We start from the raw sequence: 19,104 nt of genomic DNA, 5'->3' as shown, positions 1-19,104 counted from the left end.
TTTGAGCATGATCTCCGCGCAAACGCGTTCCGCGTTTGTCGCGAGGGAAAACCGCTGCGCACTTTTCCGGATCATGCTCTAGCGTCCGCCGACGAGCGCACCGAGCCGGCCTAAGAATTCGGCGACCTGGGCGCATAGCGTCGTGTTGGCCATGCCGTGGGTGACGGCGAGACGAAGCAGATCGGCCATCTCGGCGGCATCGCTCCGGCGGCTCGCCTGCATCAGCGCGACGTCGAGCAGGAAGGGAGCGAGCGCGGCCTGCTCGTTCGCCTCGAGGCGCTCGAACACCTCTTCCCAATGCGCGCCTGTCTTCGGAATGCGCGCGTGGAGGTCTGCCGCGAGCGTGTCCGGATAGCACGGGCCAGCGATCGCGAACGGCGAGGCCACGCCCACCTTGAGCGCAACCGCGCAGAGCATGCCCATGACGTAGGCCGTGTGATAGGACGTCGCGAGCGCGCATTTCGTCTTGTCGTAACCGCTCAGGCGCAAAAGCTGGCTCGCCGCCGACCGACCCGCCGGCAGGAAGCCGACCTTGTCCTCGAGCGAAGCCACGACACGGAAGCCGAACGCGGCGGCAGGGCTCCAGGCGGAGGCGAGCAGCGGCCAGGCCATCAGCGCTTCGGCCGCAAGATCATAGTCCTCGATTACCAGCGCGCGGGCGAGCACGGTCGCCGATTCATCGAGGAATTCTTCGCGCGGCCGCGGCAGCCTTGGCCGCCAGTTGCCGAAATCGGTGAAATACATCACCGCGTGGGTGTGCGCGTAGGCATCCTCGCGCGTGCCGTTGAGCAGATCGATCGGGTTGCCGAGCGCGGTCTTGCGCGCGATTTGCGCGAAGTCGGGCCCGGGCGGATCGTCGAGCCAAAGCGACAACAGCCAGCCGATCTCGAGCTCGCGATAGGGCACCACCTCATGGCCGGGGCGCGCGGACGCCGACCAGCTTTGCGCGAGCAGCGCGTCGAAGGCGTCGTCGGGATGACCGAACGTGCTCAGGATGATATGCGGGGTCGCGAGCTGAAGGCAGACCGACGGATAGCGCGCGACGTCCCAGTGCATCTGCTGCGACCGGGCGTAGGGCAAGAGTTCGCCAAGCAACGCGTCGATCGCGTGGTGAATGCCGGGATGCGAGGCGTGCCGGCCGGCGACGTGGAGCAGCATGGCCGTTTCCGCGAGCGGCTTCTCTGCGGCGAAATTGCCCTCCGGCAGATCCGAGCCGTCAAAGCCTTCCTCGCCGAGGAACTGGACGGTGCGCGCGGCAATTCGGATCGCCAGCCGCAAACGTCGCCGGAGGTCCTGGCGAAATTCCAGATCCTGCGTAAGGTCGACGTCGCGTTTGTGATCCAGCACGACCTTGCCTTCCTGTGGGTGCTGCATGTCCGTCTCACATACGGTTTCCCTTCTCCCCTTGTGGAAGAGGGCGGCATCGGCGGCCAACGGATGGACGAAACACATCGCCTTCGCGCCGACCACCGCCTGCCTCAGCGGCCCGTGACCTCATTACGGACAACGGACGGATCGATCTCTTCGGTCACCTCCACCTGTGGCGGAATGCAGTAGCGGATGACGCGGTGACCAATGACGAAACCGAATTCGCCGTCACGGCCGCTGGCGAGGCTTGCGCCGTTTTCGGCGACGAACTTTCCGAACGCGGCGAAGTCGAACGCGCGCGATGCCAGGAATTTGCGGACGATCTCTTCCTTGTCTGCAGCGTGGCTCAATGTTGCCTCCATGAGCTGGTGTGGATCGATGCCGCGGCAAAGCCTGCCGCCGTCGACGCTGCAAAAGATGGCCCGATCTGCCGGCCCGGTGGTGTGAGCTACCTTACATTTCAAAAACAGTTGAGAACAACCAGAACACGGTTTCATTTCGTGCGCGCAGGAACGGTTAACGTAAACAAAAACTTTCAGTTCAGGACCTGCACAACCGCCGGTATACGTGCGATGTCGCCAACGGAAATCCAAATACGTCGGAGCGCGCGTGCAGAGCCAGGTCGGGACCATCGGCAGCCGGAGCGGAGCGAGCGCAGCGCTGCCCTTCGAACGTTCGCACACTCTTGACGTCCTGCGCGGCCTGGCCATCGCCGGCGTGATGGCGATCCACGTCTCGCAGTCTTTTCCCTCCGGCATACGGATCGTCGATTTCGCGTTCGGCTCCGGCTGGGTCGGGGTCAACGTGTTCTATTTCGTCAGCGCGATGACGATGTGCCTGATGTGGACGCAGCGCGCCGGCGAAAGCGATCCGACGCGCAAATTCTACATCCGGCGCTTCCTGCGCATCGCGCCGCTGTTCTGGCTCGCCATTCCGCTCTATCTCGCCGTCGATGGCACCGGCCCGAGCTACGATGCACCCAACGGGATCGGGCCCGTGCAGGTTGCCCTGACCGCCACCTTCCTGCACGGCTTCTGGCCGGACAGCATCAACAGCGTCGTGCCGGGCGACTGGTCGATCGCCGCGGAGATGACGTTCTATCTCCTCTTTCCGCATCTCATCGCAGCCTTCGGGTCACGCCGCCAGCTCTATCTCGTGCTCGCGATCATCCTGCATCTGGTCAATGTCTGCGCCTTCAAGCCGTTGGCCTATGCGTTCTTCACGGCCTATTACGGGCCTGGCCACGAGGCGTTCGTCTGGAACGCGCTGCACCTGAGTTTCCTCAACCAGCTTCCGGTGTTCCTAACCGGTTGCGCGCTGTTCTTCGGCCTGCGAGACGGATTTGCAAAATCCGACGCCGGGTTGTTTGCGGTTCTCATCGCATCGTCCTTCGTGGCCAACCGGGCGAGCGGATCGCACGAGTTCAACTATCTCATGATCAACCTCGTGCTCGGCGTCCTCGTCTTCGGCTGCATTCGCTTTGCGATTCGCTGGGCCCCGATCGAGGCGCTGGGGCGCAACTCCTACTCAATCTACCTGTCACATTTCGCCGTCATCTACGGCCTGCGCCATCTCTGGCCGCTGGTGGACGGACTTGCCTCGCTGTTGCTGGCTTATGCGTGTACCGCGCTGATCGCCTATGTCTTGTCGCTTGCGACGTGGCGACTCATCGAACGGCGCGCGCAGAAGCTGGCGCACCGCCTCACCGCCTCATCCGCCGAACATTCACCGGGAATCGGCGTCATCGCGGCGCGAAGCGCGGCCTAGAGCCGTTCGCTGATCGCGAGCTTGTAGCCGACGCCGGTGACAGTTGCGATCACGGGCGTTCCGCTGCCGATCAGCTTGCGGCGCAGCCGCGCCACCAGCGCATCGACCGTGCGCACATCGACCTCGGTCTGCCGGTTGCTGACGACCTCGATGAGGTAGTCGCGGCTCAGCGGCCGGCCGTCGGCGCCGACGAGGGCGGCAAGCAGATCGAACTCGGCGCGGGTGAGTGCAACCGGCTTGCTGTCGCCGTCCATCAGTTCCCGGCGCATCAGATCGATGATCCAATCCCCAAAAGCAATTGAGTTATGGTTGCGCGCCGCCTTGCGATCGATCGAGCGCCGCCGCAGTACGCTGCGCGCCCGCGCAAGCAGGTCGCGCAGGTTGATCGGCTTGGTCACGTAATGATCGCCGGCGATCTCGAGCCCGAGGATGCGATCGACGTCGGTGTCGCGGCGCGTGACGAAGATGATGCCAGCATTGCTGAGCGCCTGGATCTCCTTGGCAAGCTCAAAACCGTCGCCGTCGGGCAGCTGGACGTCGAGGAAGACGAGATCAGTGCGGACGCGTAGTGCCTGACGGCATTCCGCGCAGGAGCCGGCGCCGACCACGTTGAAATTGTTCTCGCTGAAATAGCCAACCAGCATGGCACGCGTCACCGGATCGTCCTCGACGACGACGATGCGGTCTGTGCGACGCAAGTCCTCGGATACGGAGCCGGCCATGGCGTCAGCCCTTCCCTGAACGTTCGACGTCATCGAAACGATGCACGCAGGAGCCAGCCGCGCGGATGCGCGCGTAACACAATGCGTCACGATGTGAACCTTCATTCACAATGCATTTGAAAGCCCCAGCGAACATGACGCGATAGTACGCGCCTCGGCGTGCGCAAACAATATCGGCGATGAGAGAACACCGCCGCGCGAATCCCTGGCGCAAGCGCAGCGCCGTCCGCTCGGGCCGGTCCGGCCTCGCTTGTCTACGTGATCCCAACCCGGATCCGGAACGACAGCGTCTCTTCCGCGCCGGGCGCGATATGCATCAGACCCGGCTTCTCATCGAACGCACCATCGAAGTCCGCGGGACTCGCAGTGCCGCGCCATGGCTCGATGCAGATAAACGGCGCGCCCGTTGGCTTGGACCAAACGCCAAGTTCGCGGAAACCGCTCCAGGACATCTCCACCCAAGGCCCCCGAGATGCCGCCTGCCCGGCCGCATAGCGGACCGAGGTGCTGTTGGGGTGGTCGAAGATCACCGCGTCTGCGGCGAACAGGGATTCGGACAGGCCGAGCACCTTGTCGCGGACCGGGCTCGGCTCCGTCGCTTCACGCAGCAGCCCACCTTCGAGCCGGCGGACGGGATGCGGCTCGTCCTGCGCGAAGGCGAGCACATAACGCTCCTTCGGCATATCAGGTTCGAGAGGCCAGTTGAACGCGGGATGGCCACCGAGCGAGGCCGGCAAGATGTCCTCGCCGGTATTGGCGATCGTGAAAGCGAGGTCGAGACCGGCGTCGTCGAGCGTGCAGGTCGCGGTCAGCCGGAAGGCAAAGGGATAGAGCGCGCGTGTCGCCGCGTCGTCGGTGAGCTCGAGCACACACCGCGATGACGATCGCTCGAGCTAGGTGAAACGCCGGTCGCGCGCGAAGCCATGCTGGGTCAGGCGATAGGTCTTGCCGCCATAGCGGAGCTCATCGTTCCTGAGCCGGCCGACGATCGGAAACAGCAGCGGCGCATGGCGCGGCCATTCAGCACCCGCCTGCCAGATGAACTCGATGCCGGTCTCGTGCTTGAGCGAGCACAGCTCGGCGCCTTGCGCCTTGATCGCCGCTGTCAGCGCGCCGCTTCGAATCACGTGAATGTCTTCGTTCATAGCCCTTTATCCCCGAGAAGCTCTGGTCTGAGACTAGTGCGAACTTGCGTGGCGACGCCATGGCTGGGCGCAACCGCGCACACGGACTGTCTGTGCAAAACTCATCGATGCAATCTGGACAGCCCGGACCTGGTGCGCCGCTGGCATACGGGGTGTCAGAGCAAGGTCCTTCAGGACGATGCAACGGGCCTGGACTCGGCATGATCGCGACTGGATACCTGGGCGCCAGCAAGCCCGTTGGACTTTGAACTGCGCAACAAGAACAAGGCCCTCCAATCCCGCTGACGGCCAAATTCAATATAGCGATAGCTCAGAGCACTTAGGGCGATCATTATCGCCAGATATGGCAACGACAATCGAAGCGTGTCTTTCAACGAGGAAGTATCGGGCGGGATCATTTCAACCATGATGGACGAATGCCACGCATAGATGCTGTAGCACATGCATCCGACGACTTGAATCGCCCGCCCCTCGAACACGCGATTTACGGACCACGCTCCAGACAGGACCGCAAGCAATACCATGGAAAACCCGGCGCAGAACATCGTCGCGTAGTGAATGCTCAAGGCCCAGGGGCCGTTATCCTTGATATATATGGCGGCAATCATCAGCAGGACCCCGGGCAGAAGCACGCGAGAGTAGGCTCGCCCGAGCGAAACGCTGTCCCTGGACTTGACGTAAAGATCGCAAACCAACATTCCGAAAACGAACTGGTAGCACGACCCGAAGATGCCGCCCACAAACGGACGAAATACGCCAACCCGATCGACCGCGATGAGATGGCCGACGACCACGAAGGCTGAGCACACGACCACGCTCAACAGCAGCAGCCTTCCGAGGCTCCACCGCGCGATCAGAAGGACCAGCACCGGAAACAAGAGGCTAAACCAGATTTCAACAGCAACGGACCACAACACGGGATTGGAGGGAGGCATAAACCCGTGAGGCACAAAAATGAAAAGGGTCGATAGAAGTCCGCCGAGCTCCAGATACCAGGCGTGCGATCCAGCAGGTGACTTCGAATGGAGTGCAACCGTCACGAGGACGACGATGTAGTAAAGCGGAAGCAACCGGGCCGCGCGGTGCCAATAGAAATCCGAGAAGTCTGCCAGACGAGAGATGGCTCTCTTTTTTGTGCGATATGGAAGGTACAGAACGAATCCAGAGAGCACAAAAAACATATTTACGCCCAAGAATCCGTGCTTCGCGATAATGGCAAAAAGGCCATTCGGATCAAGCTCACCGGGGAACGACGGCGTGCTGGATGTAAACGGAACAAACAGGTGAAAGACGACCACCATCATGATGGCGAGTCCGCGAAGGCCGTTGACGGCTCCGATCTTCTGGGCGCCGCTTTCTACCATGGTGGAACCTGGAGACTGTAACAACAAGATCGGAATCTCGGCATTTCGCGATTTACTACTTAACGATGCCGGACAGATTGAATGGTCTGTCGATCGACAGCGCTGACACATCAAGCCGCATCAGGCCACGATTGATCGCAGCCCGACACAGACACGGCAAACGACGTGCCTTCAAATAGTCAATTACAGGAAATAGACGACAGCAGGCTGGCTTTGGGGCAGAATCGTGAGAGCGCGCGTATAGTCGATGGTAGGGCTCATTATCATATTTGTTCTGCTGGCGATTGGCTTCGCTGCCGGCTACGGCACGCGCGAGCTGATCTCCCGCAAACGACACACAGAACACCTGAAATTCCAGCCCTACATTTCGCCTACCCTCAGACCCAGGCAATCCCCGGACGAAAGCGCGAGGGCGCGACATGCTGCGCCCGAACCGCCAATGCCAAAAAGGCAGCGGTCGAACCACGATATCACGCGCTCCTTTCAGGAAATATCCATTCACGAGCCAAAGCCAGCTAAGCCTGCGAGGCCTTCGGCCGCAAACTTGCATCTGGTCCAGACTCATCGGCCAGAGCCTGATGCTGGATCTTTGCAGGCCGCAAACATCGAACAGAGCCTCCAGGAACTGGTCGCACTCCTCCAGCACCACCGCAGGCATGAGGGCTAGGCCGCTCGACCTTCGTCGATCCGACCAAAAGCCTCTTGCCGTCTCTGCGTTCGCCCTTTGCCAATCTAGACTCGGGCTCGCCAGGCTCGTGCGGGGGAAGCATCGTGGTGCCGGACGACAGTTCAAGCGATGCAGACAACCGAGGAAGCAATGCTTTCTGCGATGCAGTACCGGTTTGCACCGATGCCGCATCCAACATCACTTGCGTATGGAACTTTTTTTGTTCCCCCTAACTCAGCCAGATTGCGGCTGAACGCGGTGGGTGACATGCCATGCGGCAGCCGACGCGCATCGGGACAATAATGGAACCGAGCACGAATAGACCGCATAGCGCTTTCGGACCGAGAAAGACTTCAATGCCGTCTGCATATTCAGCTTGATAAGCGGCTGAAGACGTTCGACGAAAAGTGGGCCGCCGTCCATTTTCGAGGGAGCTGGAACCTACCAATTGACTAAAGCGCGATGAGATTAGGAGGAATCGTCGTGGCGCTTAGGTTATTGTTTGAGCATGATCTTTTCGGAAATCCGCTACACACTTTTCCGGATCAGGTGCTCTAGCAGGCGCAACCGGAAAGTGGTATCTTTCCAGCAGTTCTGTGGTTGGAATGCGACGACATCCGTGTCCAGGGCATCGCTGGCGTAAACGCAGGAGGGACGAATTTTGGTCTTGCTGATAGTAGCAAGCGGCGTGGCGGGTCTTCTTTTGGGACGCTTTTTTCGCGCGTTCACCCTTATTCCCGCAACCATGCTCATCCTGGTTCCAGCCTGGTTTTTGGGCGCGCAGCAGGGCTTGGCAACCGGCGTGACAGCATTCGTCATCAGTGCGGTGGTGATGCAAGTCATCTATTTCGCGAGCCTGCTGACGCGTCTGCTCGTCGCGAACCTCTCGGTCCTCGATCATGTGCAGTCGGAGGCATCCCCGCCATTGCCTGGATCACGAGTCGCATTCTAACCCAATCACCGTCTGCGATGTATGCAGTTGCAGCATCGTACCTTGTCGCGATGTGCTGTTGGATGAAATTCAATCTGCTTCATCGCGCGCGTGCAGACCCAGTCATAGTTCCCATTTCCGCTGACCGTTTCGTTGACGCTGGCTGCACGCCATGCGCCAAGTCGTCACTGATATCCTGCATTGTGCAGACCAACCGCGCATTTGTGTCTCGCCATGGACCTATGAACAAGATCGTCCTCGGCACCTATCTTCGCCGTCTTTATCGTGTCCTGTCTCATGATTACTTCAATGTGTGTTTGATTGGCTGGAGGACCCAAAATGGAATTGCTGGCGAGAGCAGCAGTACGCCGCGGCAGCGCACGGGACACACTGCAAGGGTCCATCGGAACAGACCAGACTGCTGTCGCTCTCTCGATGCCAACACGATTGCGGTCGAAGCAACGTCCCGATCCCGTTGTTCACCGGCTTGATACCCGGCCGCTCGATATCGGCGCTGATGAGATTTTGGCGGTCGGCAAATTCCGCAACGAGATGCTGCGGCTACCCGATTTCCTGCGCCACCATCGCGGGCTCGGGATCGGACGTTTCCTCGCAATCGATGATCGTTCGGATGACGGCACGCGAGAATTCCTGCTCGATCAGCCGGATGTTCACGTGTTCGAGATCCGCGAGCCATTTGCAGAATCAAGTGGTGGCGCGCGTTGGACCAGCGCTGTGCTCGACCAATTTGCGCCAGGACGCTGGGGGCTGACGCTCGACGCCGACGAGCTCTTTGTCTATCCGGGCTACGAAAATTTTGATCTTCGACGGTTGTGCCGCTACCTGGAGAGCACCGGCGCGGATTGCATGACGGCGGAGATGGTCGATATGTATCCACGCTGGCTCGGCGGCCCGGAGCGCTACCGCGCCGGTGAAAGCCTGGTCGCATTCTGCCCCTACTTCGATTCAGATACCTATGTGGAGCGCCGTCGGCGCGGCTTTCCGACGCACTACCTGGTTGGTGGTGCGCGAGCGAGGCTGTTCTATGACGAGCCGATGCCGCCGAAGATCGCGTTTTACGACGCGCTCGTACAATTGCTTGAGCCATACGGGCTGGCGCGGCTGCTGCCTGCAGTCAACATCACGCGCTGGCAGCCGCCGCTACTCACCAAGGTGCCGCTCGCGCGTTGGTCGCCCGGCCGTCGCTATATCGCCGCCGGTCACCTGATGGCACCGCCCGGCAAGCCAGGCGACGTCACAGGAGCCCTGCTCCATTTCAAATTCCTCCACGACTTCACAGACAAGGTCGCCATCGCCGTCCGCGAGGGGAATTACTACCTCGGATCAATCGAGTATCAACGCTACGCGGAGCGGCTCGCTCAGGATCGGTCATTCGAGCTCACCTATCCGAACAGCCGGATCTACCAATCACCGGACGATCTTGTCAGCTGCGGTCTGATGCGCCTCTCCCCGGCCTACCAGGCCGCAACACGACACCCCTAAAGCGCGATTGGGACGCCTCGTCATCGCGTTTTAGGTTATTGTTTTGAGCATGATCTCCGCGCAAACGCGTTCCGCGTTTGTCGCGAGGGAAAACCGCTTCACAGTTTTCCGGATCATGCTCTAACCCTAACCCGCCGCTTCCGGTGGATGGGATGTCACCTGGCTGCATCGTTGTGCTTGATGTTTTCTTCGGAAGGACCGACCGGCACCCGCCGTTCCGAAGCATGGACTGATCTGATCTTGCCGATCGGCTTGCGACCAAGAAGCCGAAGGAGAAGTTTCCTTCCGCGCACGAGCGCCGGATACAGTGCCTTTGCGAGCCGCGGTCGGGAGAATAAGAGCCGATTGAGCCGGTTGAAGTAAGTCGCCTCGCCGGCAAGCGTCGCCAGCAAATGCATTGCCTCGGCGCCATAGTAATACTGCCCGCGCCAGCGGACCACCATGCCCTCATTGAGATCGAGGTTGCGCGCGCGGATATCGCCTACGATCGGATGTTCCGAACGCGCGTCGATGAGGTGAACGTGCTGACCCCGCTCCCGCAACTGGTACAGCAGCACATAACGGCTGCATAATGGGCATTCGCCGTCATAGACGACCCAGACCTGATCATCGCTATCTTGGGTCAATTCGATAGTCCGTTCGCTTGCGAACGTCACGCACAAGCTTCCCTTCCGCCAGGCCGAGGCATACCGAATCCACCACGTAATGATAGGCGACAATGTCGTCCATGGTCAGCTTGTTGAATTCGCCGTACAGCCATGGATTGGAGAGCATGTGGTGCGGATAGACATAGAAGCTGTTGTTGTCCTTGACCCAGGGATAGACACGGAAAAAACGATCCGTCCCGCGGACCAATTTTTCCACCGCCTCCATGGCAACGCCTGTGTCCTGACGTGAAATGATCTCCGGGCCGCAGGTGGTCGCGTCGTGCCAGCTTGCGAGATCGTGGTTGTTGCCGCCAACGCGAGCCCGGAAGTGGTTCTCGGGGATGTACATGCTTCCAGTCCCAATCATGTACGAGTAGATGCCGAAATAGGTGGATGGTGCGAGAATCTGGCGACCATCCCGGGTCTCGACGAAGAACCGCGGGCTTGCCAGCTTCGGCCCGTCCAGCCATCCGAGGTAGTTGGTGTAGAAGAAGAATCGGCCGCAGATGACGGTCACGACCATCACCACCTTCATTGCCGGGGTGAACCCATCGCGCGGCAGCGTGCGTGCCGCGGCGACGATGAACAGGTTGACCGCAATCCAGAAGAAGAACAGCGCACCGAGCGTGAAGTAGACGCCGACGTGAAAGACATCGAACAGCAGACAGAAGAACGACAATACGCGCGTCGAGATCGCAGCCAGTGGCGACAGGAGCTGCGCGCCCAGCACAAAGACGTTGAAGAGAAGCTGGTAGCTGACGAGCGCGTCCCAGATCGACTGCAACGCGCCCGGCCACAGACCGAGCGGAGCGTCGCCACGTTCGAGTCCCATCAGGATCGAGGTCTGCGTGGGATTTGCAAGCAGCCATGTCCACGGCTTCTCGCCACCGGCTTGCAGCTTCGTGATTCCCGACCAGAAATAGCTGCCGAGATGGGCGCCGACGGCGCACGCCCAGATCAAGCCATAGGTGCGATCGCGAAGCTGCTTCACATTATCCGCGGAAGCGAACAGAGTTCGCAGCCATGGCACGCGATCCATCACCCAGGTGCTGGTGAGGACGATCGTGCCGAGCACACCAAGGACGGCGAAGTTGCCGACGTCGAGCATCCCGAGATAATCGGTCTCGGTCACGAAGATGCCGGACACGACGCTCACCATCTCGCGCCATGCATGGTAATAGTAGAGCAGCGGCAGCAGAAATGAAGGACGCCAAATCGCAGCCCCCCCTGCCACAACCGCCAGTACCGCGCCGTAGCGGAAGAACAGAATCTTCTCGCCGGAGCCGAACAGGATATTGGGGGGACCGGCGAAGGGCCCCAGTGAATCGAACAGCAATTGCACGAAGATTGCCATTCCGATCGCGAAGGCGGTGATCCGCAATGGCGGCGAGATATCCCGGTAACGAACTGAACTGAAGGCGATCGCACCGGCGAAAGCCGCGCAAACCAGCACCAGGGCGTAAATATCGGACCAGCGCGCGAGATGCGTGACGGCGCGCCGCGACACCGCAGCGAGAATGACGGCTATTGCAAGGAGGAACAGAGGTCCCGCGAGTGAGGAAACGCGAGATCGGGTCCCTTGCTGTGATGCGACGGAATAGAGCGCCATCCTTTGTCTCGGAACCCGGAACTGCGCGGTTGCAATCGATCGAACCTTATCGGATCACTTCGGTTGCGCAAGCCTCGCACGAGCAGTCTTGGTCTTCCGCGATGGAGTGCTCACAATCCTCGCGCGGGAACCTGACCATTGCGAATTGAAATGTGACGAACTGCGGGCATTAATGTGGCCACGTCTCTTCTTTGCCAGCGTAAACCTGAGAGCAATTGTCCATGATCAGTTTGGACATCCATAAAAGATGCAAGCGACAAACGTTTTCAGAGCCTGCTCGCTCCGCACGGCTCGATCCCGTCTTCCGTTCGTACCAGAGCCAAGCTAAAAACCTGCAACGGTTTGATCCGTCGTCGTGGAGAGCCGACAGCTCTTGCTGCCGCCAGATGCAAGGCCGAGCAAGAGCTGTTCGATATCGCCGGGTGAGCTCGTTTGGACAGAGATAGCAAGTCACGGGCCGCAACGAACATCCTGATAACAGGTGGGTCGCAAGCCTGGAAACTCTGCGCCGGCTTTCTCTTGACCATCGTCTCGACGCGAAATCTCGCGGCGTCCGACTTCGGCCTGCTTGCCATGTCTGCGACCGCAGCAACGTTCGTCGGGCTCTTCAAGGACCTTGGTGTTGGACAGGCGATCGTTCAGCGCCCGGAAATCACCAAGGGCCAGCTCGATACGCTGTTTTGGCTGTCGGTGATCGCCTCCGCGGCATCTGCTCTCGTTCTGGGGTTGATCGGATATCCGATTGCGCTGCTCTACGATGAGCCGAGGCTCCAACAACTCACCATCGCAATTGCCGGGCTCAGCTTCATCGCGGGCCTTCCAACCGTTCCCGCCGCGCTGCTCGCCAGAGAGAGCCGGTTCAAGGCCTTGGCCATCCTGGATGTCGTAGCGACAACCGCTTCCGTAGCGGCAGGGATCGTCGCCGTGATCATCTTGAGAGATTATTGGGCACTTTACCTGTCCACACTCGTTCTGACGCTCTTTTCGACAGTCGGGATCTGGGCCTGTTCGGCCTATCGTCCTGGATATCCCCACTTGGAAAAAGAGACTCGCCAATTGGCGAGATTTGGCCTGCACGTTTCCGGATTCAATCTGGCCAACTATTTCTCGAGAAACGCGGACAATATTCTCATCGGCAAATTCCGCGGCGGAGACGAGCTCGGCCTGTATGATCGCGCCTATAAGCTGTTGCTGTTTCCGATCATTCAGTTGCACAACCCCATCGGCCAGGTGATTGTCCCTCTGCTTTCGCGCCTTCGTTTCGACAAGGAGAAATATCTGAGCACCTACGAGGATGTTCTTTCGCTGGTCATGCTTGCATGTCAGCCCGGCATCGTCTTCGCCATCCTGCTGTCGGAGCCGCTCTTCAAATTTGTGCTTGGAGAGCATTGGGTGGGTGCAGCCCCGATTTTTTCGTGGCTTGGCCTTGCGGGCCTAATCCAGGTCGCGACCGCGACGGCAACCTGGCTGTTTCTCAGTCAAGGCCGTGGCCGAGAGTACTTCAGGCTCGGCATTTGGACCGCCCTGATCAACGTGACCTCATTCGTCGTTGGCCTTCCCTGGGGCGCCCTCGGGATTGCCATGGCGTATGCGCTGGTGAATTGCGCCATCGTGTTGCCGCTCTACGCGATGTCGGTCGGTCGCACGGGCCCCGTCACAACGAGGAGCTTGATCGAAACGACGGGTCCGCATTGGATCGGTTGTCTCGTGGCAGCGGTCTTCGTTAGGATCTCGACCATCTCGTTGCTGGATGGAAACTCCCTGGCTGGGCTGGCTACACTGCTGGCACTTGCCTATGCCTCATATCTCGTGACCATCATTCTCTTCCCGCGGAAAAGGGCACTCGCAAGACGCGTGTTGCGCAACGGCTATCAGAGGATAGCGACCCAAAGATCCTTCAGCGAAGGATGAAATTGTGCATTTCCGCCAGATGGGCGTCGATCGGGGCCAACGCATGAACGAGGTCGACCTGATGAACGCCGGGGTCGACATCCATGCGACTTGTCTCCACGAGGGACGCTACCCTGGTCGATTCATAGAGTGCCTCGTTACCGAACTCATAGGTGCCCTTTGAGGCGGCAGACTGCGCAAGAACAAATCCGTCGCCTTCCAGGCGCACCGCGGTGACGGCCGGTGTGATTGCGGGAGGCCGCGACGCCGGAACCGACGCGAAATCAAAGCCGGCTTTCGGAGGATCGATGACCAGCGTGCCTCCTGTCCCGTCGCTCGAGAGATTGAAGGTCGACTTGGTGTAGTCGCCGACCAGCGAAATATGTGCGGTGTGATTTTGGGCATCGACCACGGTCAACGTGCCGCCGGCCGTGTTGCCCGAAAAGGACGCCGACGTCCCTGCTCCGTACGCGATGTCCTTCAGATCGAGATGGTTGGAATTGGCGGCGGTGCCGTCGCCCGTCAGGTTGATCAGCGTCCCCGTAAATTGCGCCGCATGGTCCAGCACCAGATTGCCCGTCGTAGCCTTGAAGGTGATCGATCCGGAAGCTGCGCCGGACAATTCGAGTGTGGCGCCCGCGTCGATCGTCGCAGCCTGCGTCATATTGCCGAGCTTCAATACGACGTTCCCGGAAATCTCGAGGACGGTCGATGGCGTATTGATCACGCCGTCGCCGTTGAGGTCCTGGTAAAACGCCGTCTCAATCGCCTTGAGCGACGGGTCGGTCGGGGACACCTTGTTCAGCAGGTTCGATAAGTAATTGCCATTGCGGTCGGTGGTCCATACCGAAAATTCGCCGGTGGCCGGAATCTTCCAGGCCACGTCATAGCCGGAGGACGTCTGCTCCACCGCCACCGGCGTCCAGACGCTGAACTGTCCCGACACGACCGCGACACCGCCAGACTTCAACGTCGGTCCGGTGCCGGCCGCCATCGAGACCAAGGAGAAATTCTTGCCGACGGCAACCAGACTGGTCGAACCGGATGCCTCGATCGTCGTCCCTGCAATTGTTGTCGTGGTTGAGGCCTGCGCCGTAGCAGTCGAGGGAACGCCGATCACGCCGTCGCCATTGAGATCCTGGTGAAAGAGGGTCTCACTCGATTCAAGCGTGGGGTCCGTCCCCGACACCTTGTTGAGATAGTTGGATACGAAATTGCCGTTGCTATCGGTGTTCCAGATCGTAAACTGGCCGGTGGCGGCAATCTTCCAGGCGACGAGATAGCCGTTTGACGACGATGCTTCCGCACCAACCGGCGCCCATGGGCCAAGCTGCCCCGCGACAACCGCCGTCCCGCCATTCTTCAAGAGAACCGATGATCCGGCAGTCGACAGGTAGAAATTGCTTCCTACCTTGGTAATCGTTGTCGCACCGGCCGCTTCGATCACTGTACCGACGGCAGCACTGAAGGCGTCCGACTGCTGGCTTAAATTGCCGGCGATGTCGGTTGCCGTCGCTGTGAAGCTGTGCTGGCCTGCCGTGAGCGATCCGGTGGTGACGCTCCAGGCCCCGCTCACCGCCGCCACGCCCGTGCCGAGCAAGGTCGCGCCCTCATACAGCCGGACCGTGCTTCCGGCCTCAGCCGTGCCGGAGACGATCATGCCGTTCGAAGCGGCGGGTGTGCCCGAGGTCAGGACAGGTGCAACCGGTGCACGCGTATCGACCATGACGTTCAGCGCGCCCGAGGAAGCGCTGACATTGCCGGCGGCATCCGCGGCCCTGCCGGTAAAGGTGTGGTTGCCATCCATCAATGTTCCGGTCGCAAAGGACCAGGCTCCATTGGCATCAGCAACTGCCGTTCCAATCATCGTCCCGGCGTCGAAGACCTGCACGGTGCTCCCCGCGTCAGCGGTTCCAGTCAAGTTCACCCGGTTGACATTGGTGACTCCATCGCCGACGACATTGCTGTCGGGCGAGAACGACGCCACATTGGGCGCGGTGGGAGCCACCGTGTCGATGGTGACATTGACCCCGGCCGAGAGCGCGCTGAGATTGCCGACGCCGTCCGCTGCGGCAGCCGCGAAGGCATGTGCGCCGTCGACCAGCGTTCCGGTCGCAAAACTCCAGCTACCATTGCCGTCGGCGACCGTCGTGCCGATCTGATTGGTCCCATCGAACACCTCGACGGTTACACCTGCCTCTGCGTGGCCCGTGAGAATCAGATGATTTGTGTTGACGAGGCCCGCCACGATCGAGCCGCTGTCGTTGGTCGCCGAGATCGTCGGCACGGCGATAGACGTCATCGCCATGGGCGAATTCGTCGCGGAAACGAATGAATAGTCGGCCGACGTCAAGCTGGTGACGCCGGCAATGCGCAGCGTATCTGCTCCACCCGCATAGTGAACGGTCCACACGTCGTTCACGTGGGTCAAATAGGCACCGCCGTCATAGCCTTTCAGGATCAGCTTGTCGTGTTCGGCAGTCGAGCTCGCGGAGACATGAAAATCCGCGATCGTATCGTTGCCGCTGCCCGCGTTGTAAATAAACGTATCGTTTCCGGCTCCACCGTAGAGCCAGTCATTCCCGCCGGCGCCATCGAGGACGTCGTCGCCGCTAGAGCCGGCCATACGGTTTGCCAATTGGTTGCCGACGCCAGCGAACCCGCCTGTCATCAACGTCAGGTTTTCGACGTTGGCGGGCAGCGTGTACGACGTCCAGGCCTCCACGCTGTCGATGCCGCCACCGGAATTCTCAACAATCTTCTGGTTCTTATTGCCGATGACGTAGGTATCGTCGCCGTTCCCGCCAACGAGCGTGTCATCGCTATTCACCGCCGTGAGCTTGTCGTTCGCCGCGGTGCCGTACACCGTGTGGCTGCTCGCCTTCCCGCTGATCCAGGACGTAATCGACCCGCCGACGGGCAGCGTTGCGGGCAGTTGGAAATCGTCGCTGGTGAACGCCGAGACCGTCGTGTTGCGGAACACCAGGGTATCCTGGCTCGTCAGCCTCAGATACACATCGTCTCCGACTTGGCTCATTGCCGCCTGCACGTCGGCGAACGAGGTGAAGGCAAAGCCATTCAACTGGACGACATCGTGACCGGCGCCCGATCCAGGCGAGAAGTCGGTAATGATGTCCGAACCATCGCCGGAGTTGATGACGAAGGTATCGGCGCCGCCACCACCAGTCAGGATATCATTGCCGAGTCCGCCGGTGATGACGTTCGCCGCGGAATTGCCGATGATGATGTTGGACTCGATATTGCCGGTGGCATTGATGGCCGCCGAACCGGTGAGCGTCAGATTCTCGACGTAGCTGGAAAGCGTGTACGTCACCGACGAATTGACCGTATCGACGCCTCCGCCATAGGCTTCGACAACCTTCGCACCCGGATCGGTCACGACATAGGTGTCGTCGCCGGCACCGCCGGTCATGGTATCGGCGCCGCCGGCACCGCCGATCAGGTCATTGCCGGAAGTGCCGGTCAGCGTATCCGCAGCCGCACTTCCCGCGATCGTATTGCTTGGGGTGCCACTCGCGAGAAGGGTGTAGTTCGCAAGCGTGTACTCCGGCAATTGATAGGCCTTGATTGAATCGATGGTCATCGAGGCCGTCGATCCCGCAGCGGCGTTGCCTGGCCAGCTCCCGCCCATCGCCAGATTGGCGATCATGTACATCGCCGTATTCATGTCGGCGGGCGTGGCCTGCTGTGCGACCTCCTTCCCGTCCACGAAGAACGTCAGGTCATAAGGCGTCCATTCGAGCGCGAACGTGTATTCTCCAGTGGTCAGGTTGGCTGTATTTGCCCAACCCCCATTCGCCGCGGGCGCATAAGGTGAGTGAATGGCCCAATGGGACTGGTCAGAATCCTGACCAAAGGCTTCGAGCACATCGATTTCCGTGTTGAGGTTGTTGGTGGTGCTGGGCAGCAGCCAAAACGCCGGCCATGCGCCGCTTGTACTGGGCAGCGTGGCCGTCATCTCGAAATAGCCGTAGGTCTGGGTGAAGCTGTTCTGGGTCGAGATCATGCCCGACGAGAAAATGGCGCTTCCGGTATAAGGCGTGGCACTCGCAGGCAAGGGCTGCGCCGTGATGACAAGGTGGCCATCCTGAATCGAGAACGGATTTAGCCCAAGCGACGTTGATGCCTGAGTTGCCGGCAGCCCGGAAAAGCTGGGATCGACGTACACTTCCTGTTCGCCGGCCAGCCCGTAGCTTGCTGCTCCGCTCCAGGCATAGCTTGTGCGCCAGGTCAGGCTGGGATCCTGCCCCGCGGAGAGCGTGTTGAAGTCGTCGTTGAAGGTCTGGACCAGTCCGGTCAGGGGACTGACGATGTTTATATTGGCGGCCGTGAGATTCTGGAGGCTGGTGTTTTCAAGCGTTATGGTTTCGCCGCTGGGGATCGTCAGGACAAGGTCGGTGCCGACCTGCTTCATGGCCGCCGTGACGTCGGTGAACGTCTTGAAGCCCGTGTTGTTGAGTTGCAGGATGTCACCGCCGGCGCCAGCCTGAAAGTCGGTGACGATGTCGTTTCCGTTGCCTGTGGTCACGACAAAGGTGTCGCGACCGGCCCCACCGGTCAGCACATCGTTGCCCCGCCCGCCGTCAATCATGTTGTCGCCGGCATTGCCGACAATGATGTTGTCGAGATCATTGCCGGTGGCGGGAGAAGGAACGCTATCCGTCAGGACGAGGTTCTCGACGTTCGGCGCATCGAGGAGACTGTATCCATTGATGTTCCAGACACGGATCGTATCGATCCCCTCGCCGGCCTGCTCGACGACCTTGGTGTTGTGGTCGTAGACGTAGTAGGTGTCGTCCCCGGCTCCGCCGATCAGGGTGACGCCCGTGCCGCCGGCCTGGATGCCGTCATTTGTCGCTCCGGTCGTCAGCGTGCTGCCTGCGGGGACAGTACCTGCCCAATTCCACGCCGTTCCGCTTGCCGGCAGCGGATTATCCAGCGCAACATTGTTTGCAACCAAGGTCGAGAGCGCGACATTCTGCAGCGTAAGCGTCTCGGTCGACGACAGAGTTACGACGGTATCGGCGCCTACCTGGCTGGCTGCGGCCACGAATTTGGCAAACGTCGCAAAGCCGTAGTTCTGCACCCGCAACACATCGCCGCCTGCACCCGCCTGAAAGTCGGTGACGGTATCGGAACCGTACCCTTTCGAGATCACGAAAGTGTCCGAGCCTGCTCCTCCGGTCAGGAGGTCGTTTCCGGTTCCGCCAAACAGGATATCGGCTTCTGCAGTTCCGTTGATAATGGTCATGGTTGAATCGCGCGCCCCTTTGCGCGACACGCAACTATGCCCACAATCAAAAGGGGCTTACGGGATTCCACACAATTTGACGCATGAAGTGAGAATCAGCCGAGGCACCGTAGCGCTACGGACTCACGCGAGGTCGGCGCTGCTTGGCAACCGGCAAGTTCAACCCACGCGCCGTCCCGTCGCTTCAATGGGCGCACGCCGAACACACGCTTGGTTCCA

Annotated in this window: 11 protein-coding genes and 1 pseudogene; 4 read left to right on the top strand and 8 right to left on the bottom strand. The window is 60.3% G+C overall.

Features of this window, described 5'->3' with window-relative positions; genetic code table 11:
• Positions 1-78: 78 nt before the first annotated feature.
• Both SO139_RS21680 and SO139_RS21675 read right to left on the bottom strand, forming a co-directional pair.
• Complete coding sequence (locus SO139_RS21680) at positions 79-1,374, bottom strand: DUF6895 family protein (protein ID WP_449380545.1); 1,296 nt, start codon at positions 1,372-1,374, stop codon at positions 79-81.
• Between the two features lie 104 nt (positions 1,375-1,478).
• On the bottom strand, positions 1,479-1,865 hold the full coding sequence (locus SO139_RS21675; RefSeq protein ID WP_498540555.1) for a hypothetical protein: 387 nt from the start codon (positions 1,863-1,865) through the stop codon (positions 1,479-1,481).
• 112 nt (positions 1,866-1,977) lie between these two features.
• Here SO139_RS21675 and SO139_RS21670 point away from each other — a divergent pair, with 112 nt between their 5' ends.
• A complete protein-coding gene (locus SO139_RS21670) occupies positions 1,978-3,135 on the top strand; it encodes an acyltransferase family protein (RefSeq protein WP_498540554.1) in 1,158 nt (385 codons plus the stop codon).
• Here SO139_RS21670 and SO139_RS21665 read toward each other — a convergent pair.
• From SO139_RS21665 to SO139_RS21655, 3 genes and pseudogenes are all read right to left on the bottom strand, one after another.
• A complete protein-coding gene (locus tag SO139_RS21665; RefSeq protein WP_449380548.1) occupies positions 3,132-3,857 on the bottom strand; it encodes a response regulator in 726 nt (241 codons plus the stop codon). The two genes, SO139_RS21670 and SO139_RS21665, sit on opposite strands and share 4 nt — an antisense overlap.
• 254 nt (positions 3,858-4,111) lie before the next feature.
• A pseudogene (locus SO139_RS21660) lies at positions 4,112-5,002 on the bottom strand (aldose 1-epimerase family protein).
• Between the two features lie 170 nt (positions 5,003-5,172).
• The gene (locus SO139_RS21655; protein WP_449380550.1) at positions 5,173-6,366 is read right to left on the bottom strand and encodes an acyltransferase family protein; all 1,194 of its coding nucleotides are present in this window, start codon (positions 6,364-6,366) and stop codon (positions 5,173-5,175) included.
• Between the two features lie 1,328 nt (positions 6,367-7,694).
• On the opposite strand from SO139_RS21655, the gene SO139_RS21650 reads away from it, so the two are divergent.
• Both SO139_RS21650 and SO139_RS21645 read left to right on the top strand, forming a co-directional pair.
• On the top strand, positions 7,695-7,985 hold the full coding sequence (locus SO139_RS21650) for a hypothetical protein (protein ID WP_449380551.1): 291 nt from the start codon (positions 7,695-7,697) through the stop codon (positions 7,983-7,985).
• 654 nt (positions 7,986-8,639) lie between these two features.
• On the top strand, positions 8,640-9,467 hold the full coding sequence (locus tag SO139_RS21645) for a glycosyltransferase family protein (RefSeq protein WP_498540553.1): 828 nt from the start codon (positions 8,640-8,642) through the stop codon (positions 9,465-9,467).
• A 155-nt stretch (positions 9,468-9,622) separates the two neighbouring features.
• On the opposite strand, the gene SO139_RS21640 is transcribed toward SO139_RS21645, so the two are convergent.
• Both SO139_RS21640 and SO139_RS21635 read right to left on the bottom strand, forming a co-directional pair.
• Positions 9,623-10,093 carry a thiol-disulfide oxidoreductase DCC family protein gene (locus tag SO139_RS21640; protein ID WP_498540552.1) on the bottom strand — a complete coding sequence of 157 codons (471 nt, stop codon included), beginning with the start codon at positions 10,091-10,093 and terminating at the stop codon, positions 9,623-9,625.
• A complete protein-coding gene (locus tag SO139_RS21635; RefSeq protein WP_449380554.1) occupies positions 10,080-11,723 on the bottom strand; it encodes a hypothetical protein in 1,644 nt (547 codons plus the stop codon). Before SO139_RS21635 ends, SO139_RS21640 begins: the two co-directional genes overlap by 14 nt.
• 432 nt (positions 11,724-12,155) lie before the next feature.
• Here SO139_RS21635 and SO139_RS21630 point away from each other — a divergent pair, with 432 nt between their 5' ends.
• Entirely contained in the window at positions 12,156-13,634 is a 1,479-nt protein-coding gene (locus tag SO139_RS21630) for a lipopolysaccharide biosynthesis protein (RefSeq protein ID WP_498540551.1), read from the top strand.
• Here SO139_RS21630 and SO139_RS21625 read toward each other — a convergent pair.
• The gene (locus SO139_RS21625) at positions 13,621-18,885 is read right to left on the bottom strand and encodes an Ig-like domain-containing protein (RefSeq protein ID WP_498540550.1); all 5,265 of its coding nucleotides are present in this window, start codon (positions 18,883-18,885) and stop codon (positions 13,621-13,623) included. The two genes, SO139_RS21630 and SO139_RS21625, sit on opposite strands and share 14 nt — an antisense overlap.
• Positions 18,886-19,104 lie beyond the last annotated feature (219 nt).

The sequence above is a fragment of the Bradyrhizobium sp. UFLA05-89 genome, assembly GCF_059803475.1.
The sequence above is the reverse complement of the archived record's forward strand: the minus strand, read 5'-3'. Positions and strand labels throughout refer to the sequence as shown.

Bases quoted from the DNA above. Each gene is read 5' to 3' on its own strand.
- SO139_RS21680 (WP_449380545.1), bottom strand. From the start codon at position 1,374: ATGCAGCACCCACAGGAAGGCAAGGTCGTGCTGGATCACAAACGCGAC.
- SO139_RS21675 (WP_498540555.1), bottom strand. From the start codon at position 1,865: ATGAAACCGTGTTCTGGTTGTTCTCAACTGTTTTTGAAATGTAAGGTA.
- SO139_RS21665 (WP_449380548.1), bottom strand. From the start codon at position 3,857: ATGGCCGGCTCCGTATCCGAGGACTTGCGTCGCACAGACCGCATCGTC.
- SO139_RS21655 (WP_449380550.1), bottom strand. From the start codon at position 6,366: ATGGTAGAAAGCGGCGCCCAGAAGATCGGAGCCGTCAACGGCCTTCGC.
- SO139_RS21635 (WP_449380554.1), bottom strand. From the start codon at position 11,723: ATGGCGCTCTATTCCGTCGCATCACAGCAAGGGACCCGATCTCGCGTT.
- SO139_RS21625 (WP_498540550.1), bottom strand. From the start codon at position 18,885: ATGACCATTATCAACGGAACTGCAGAAGCCGATATCCTGTTTGGCGGA.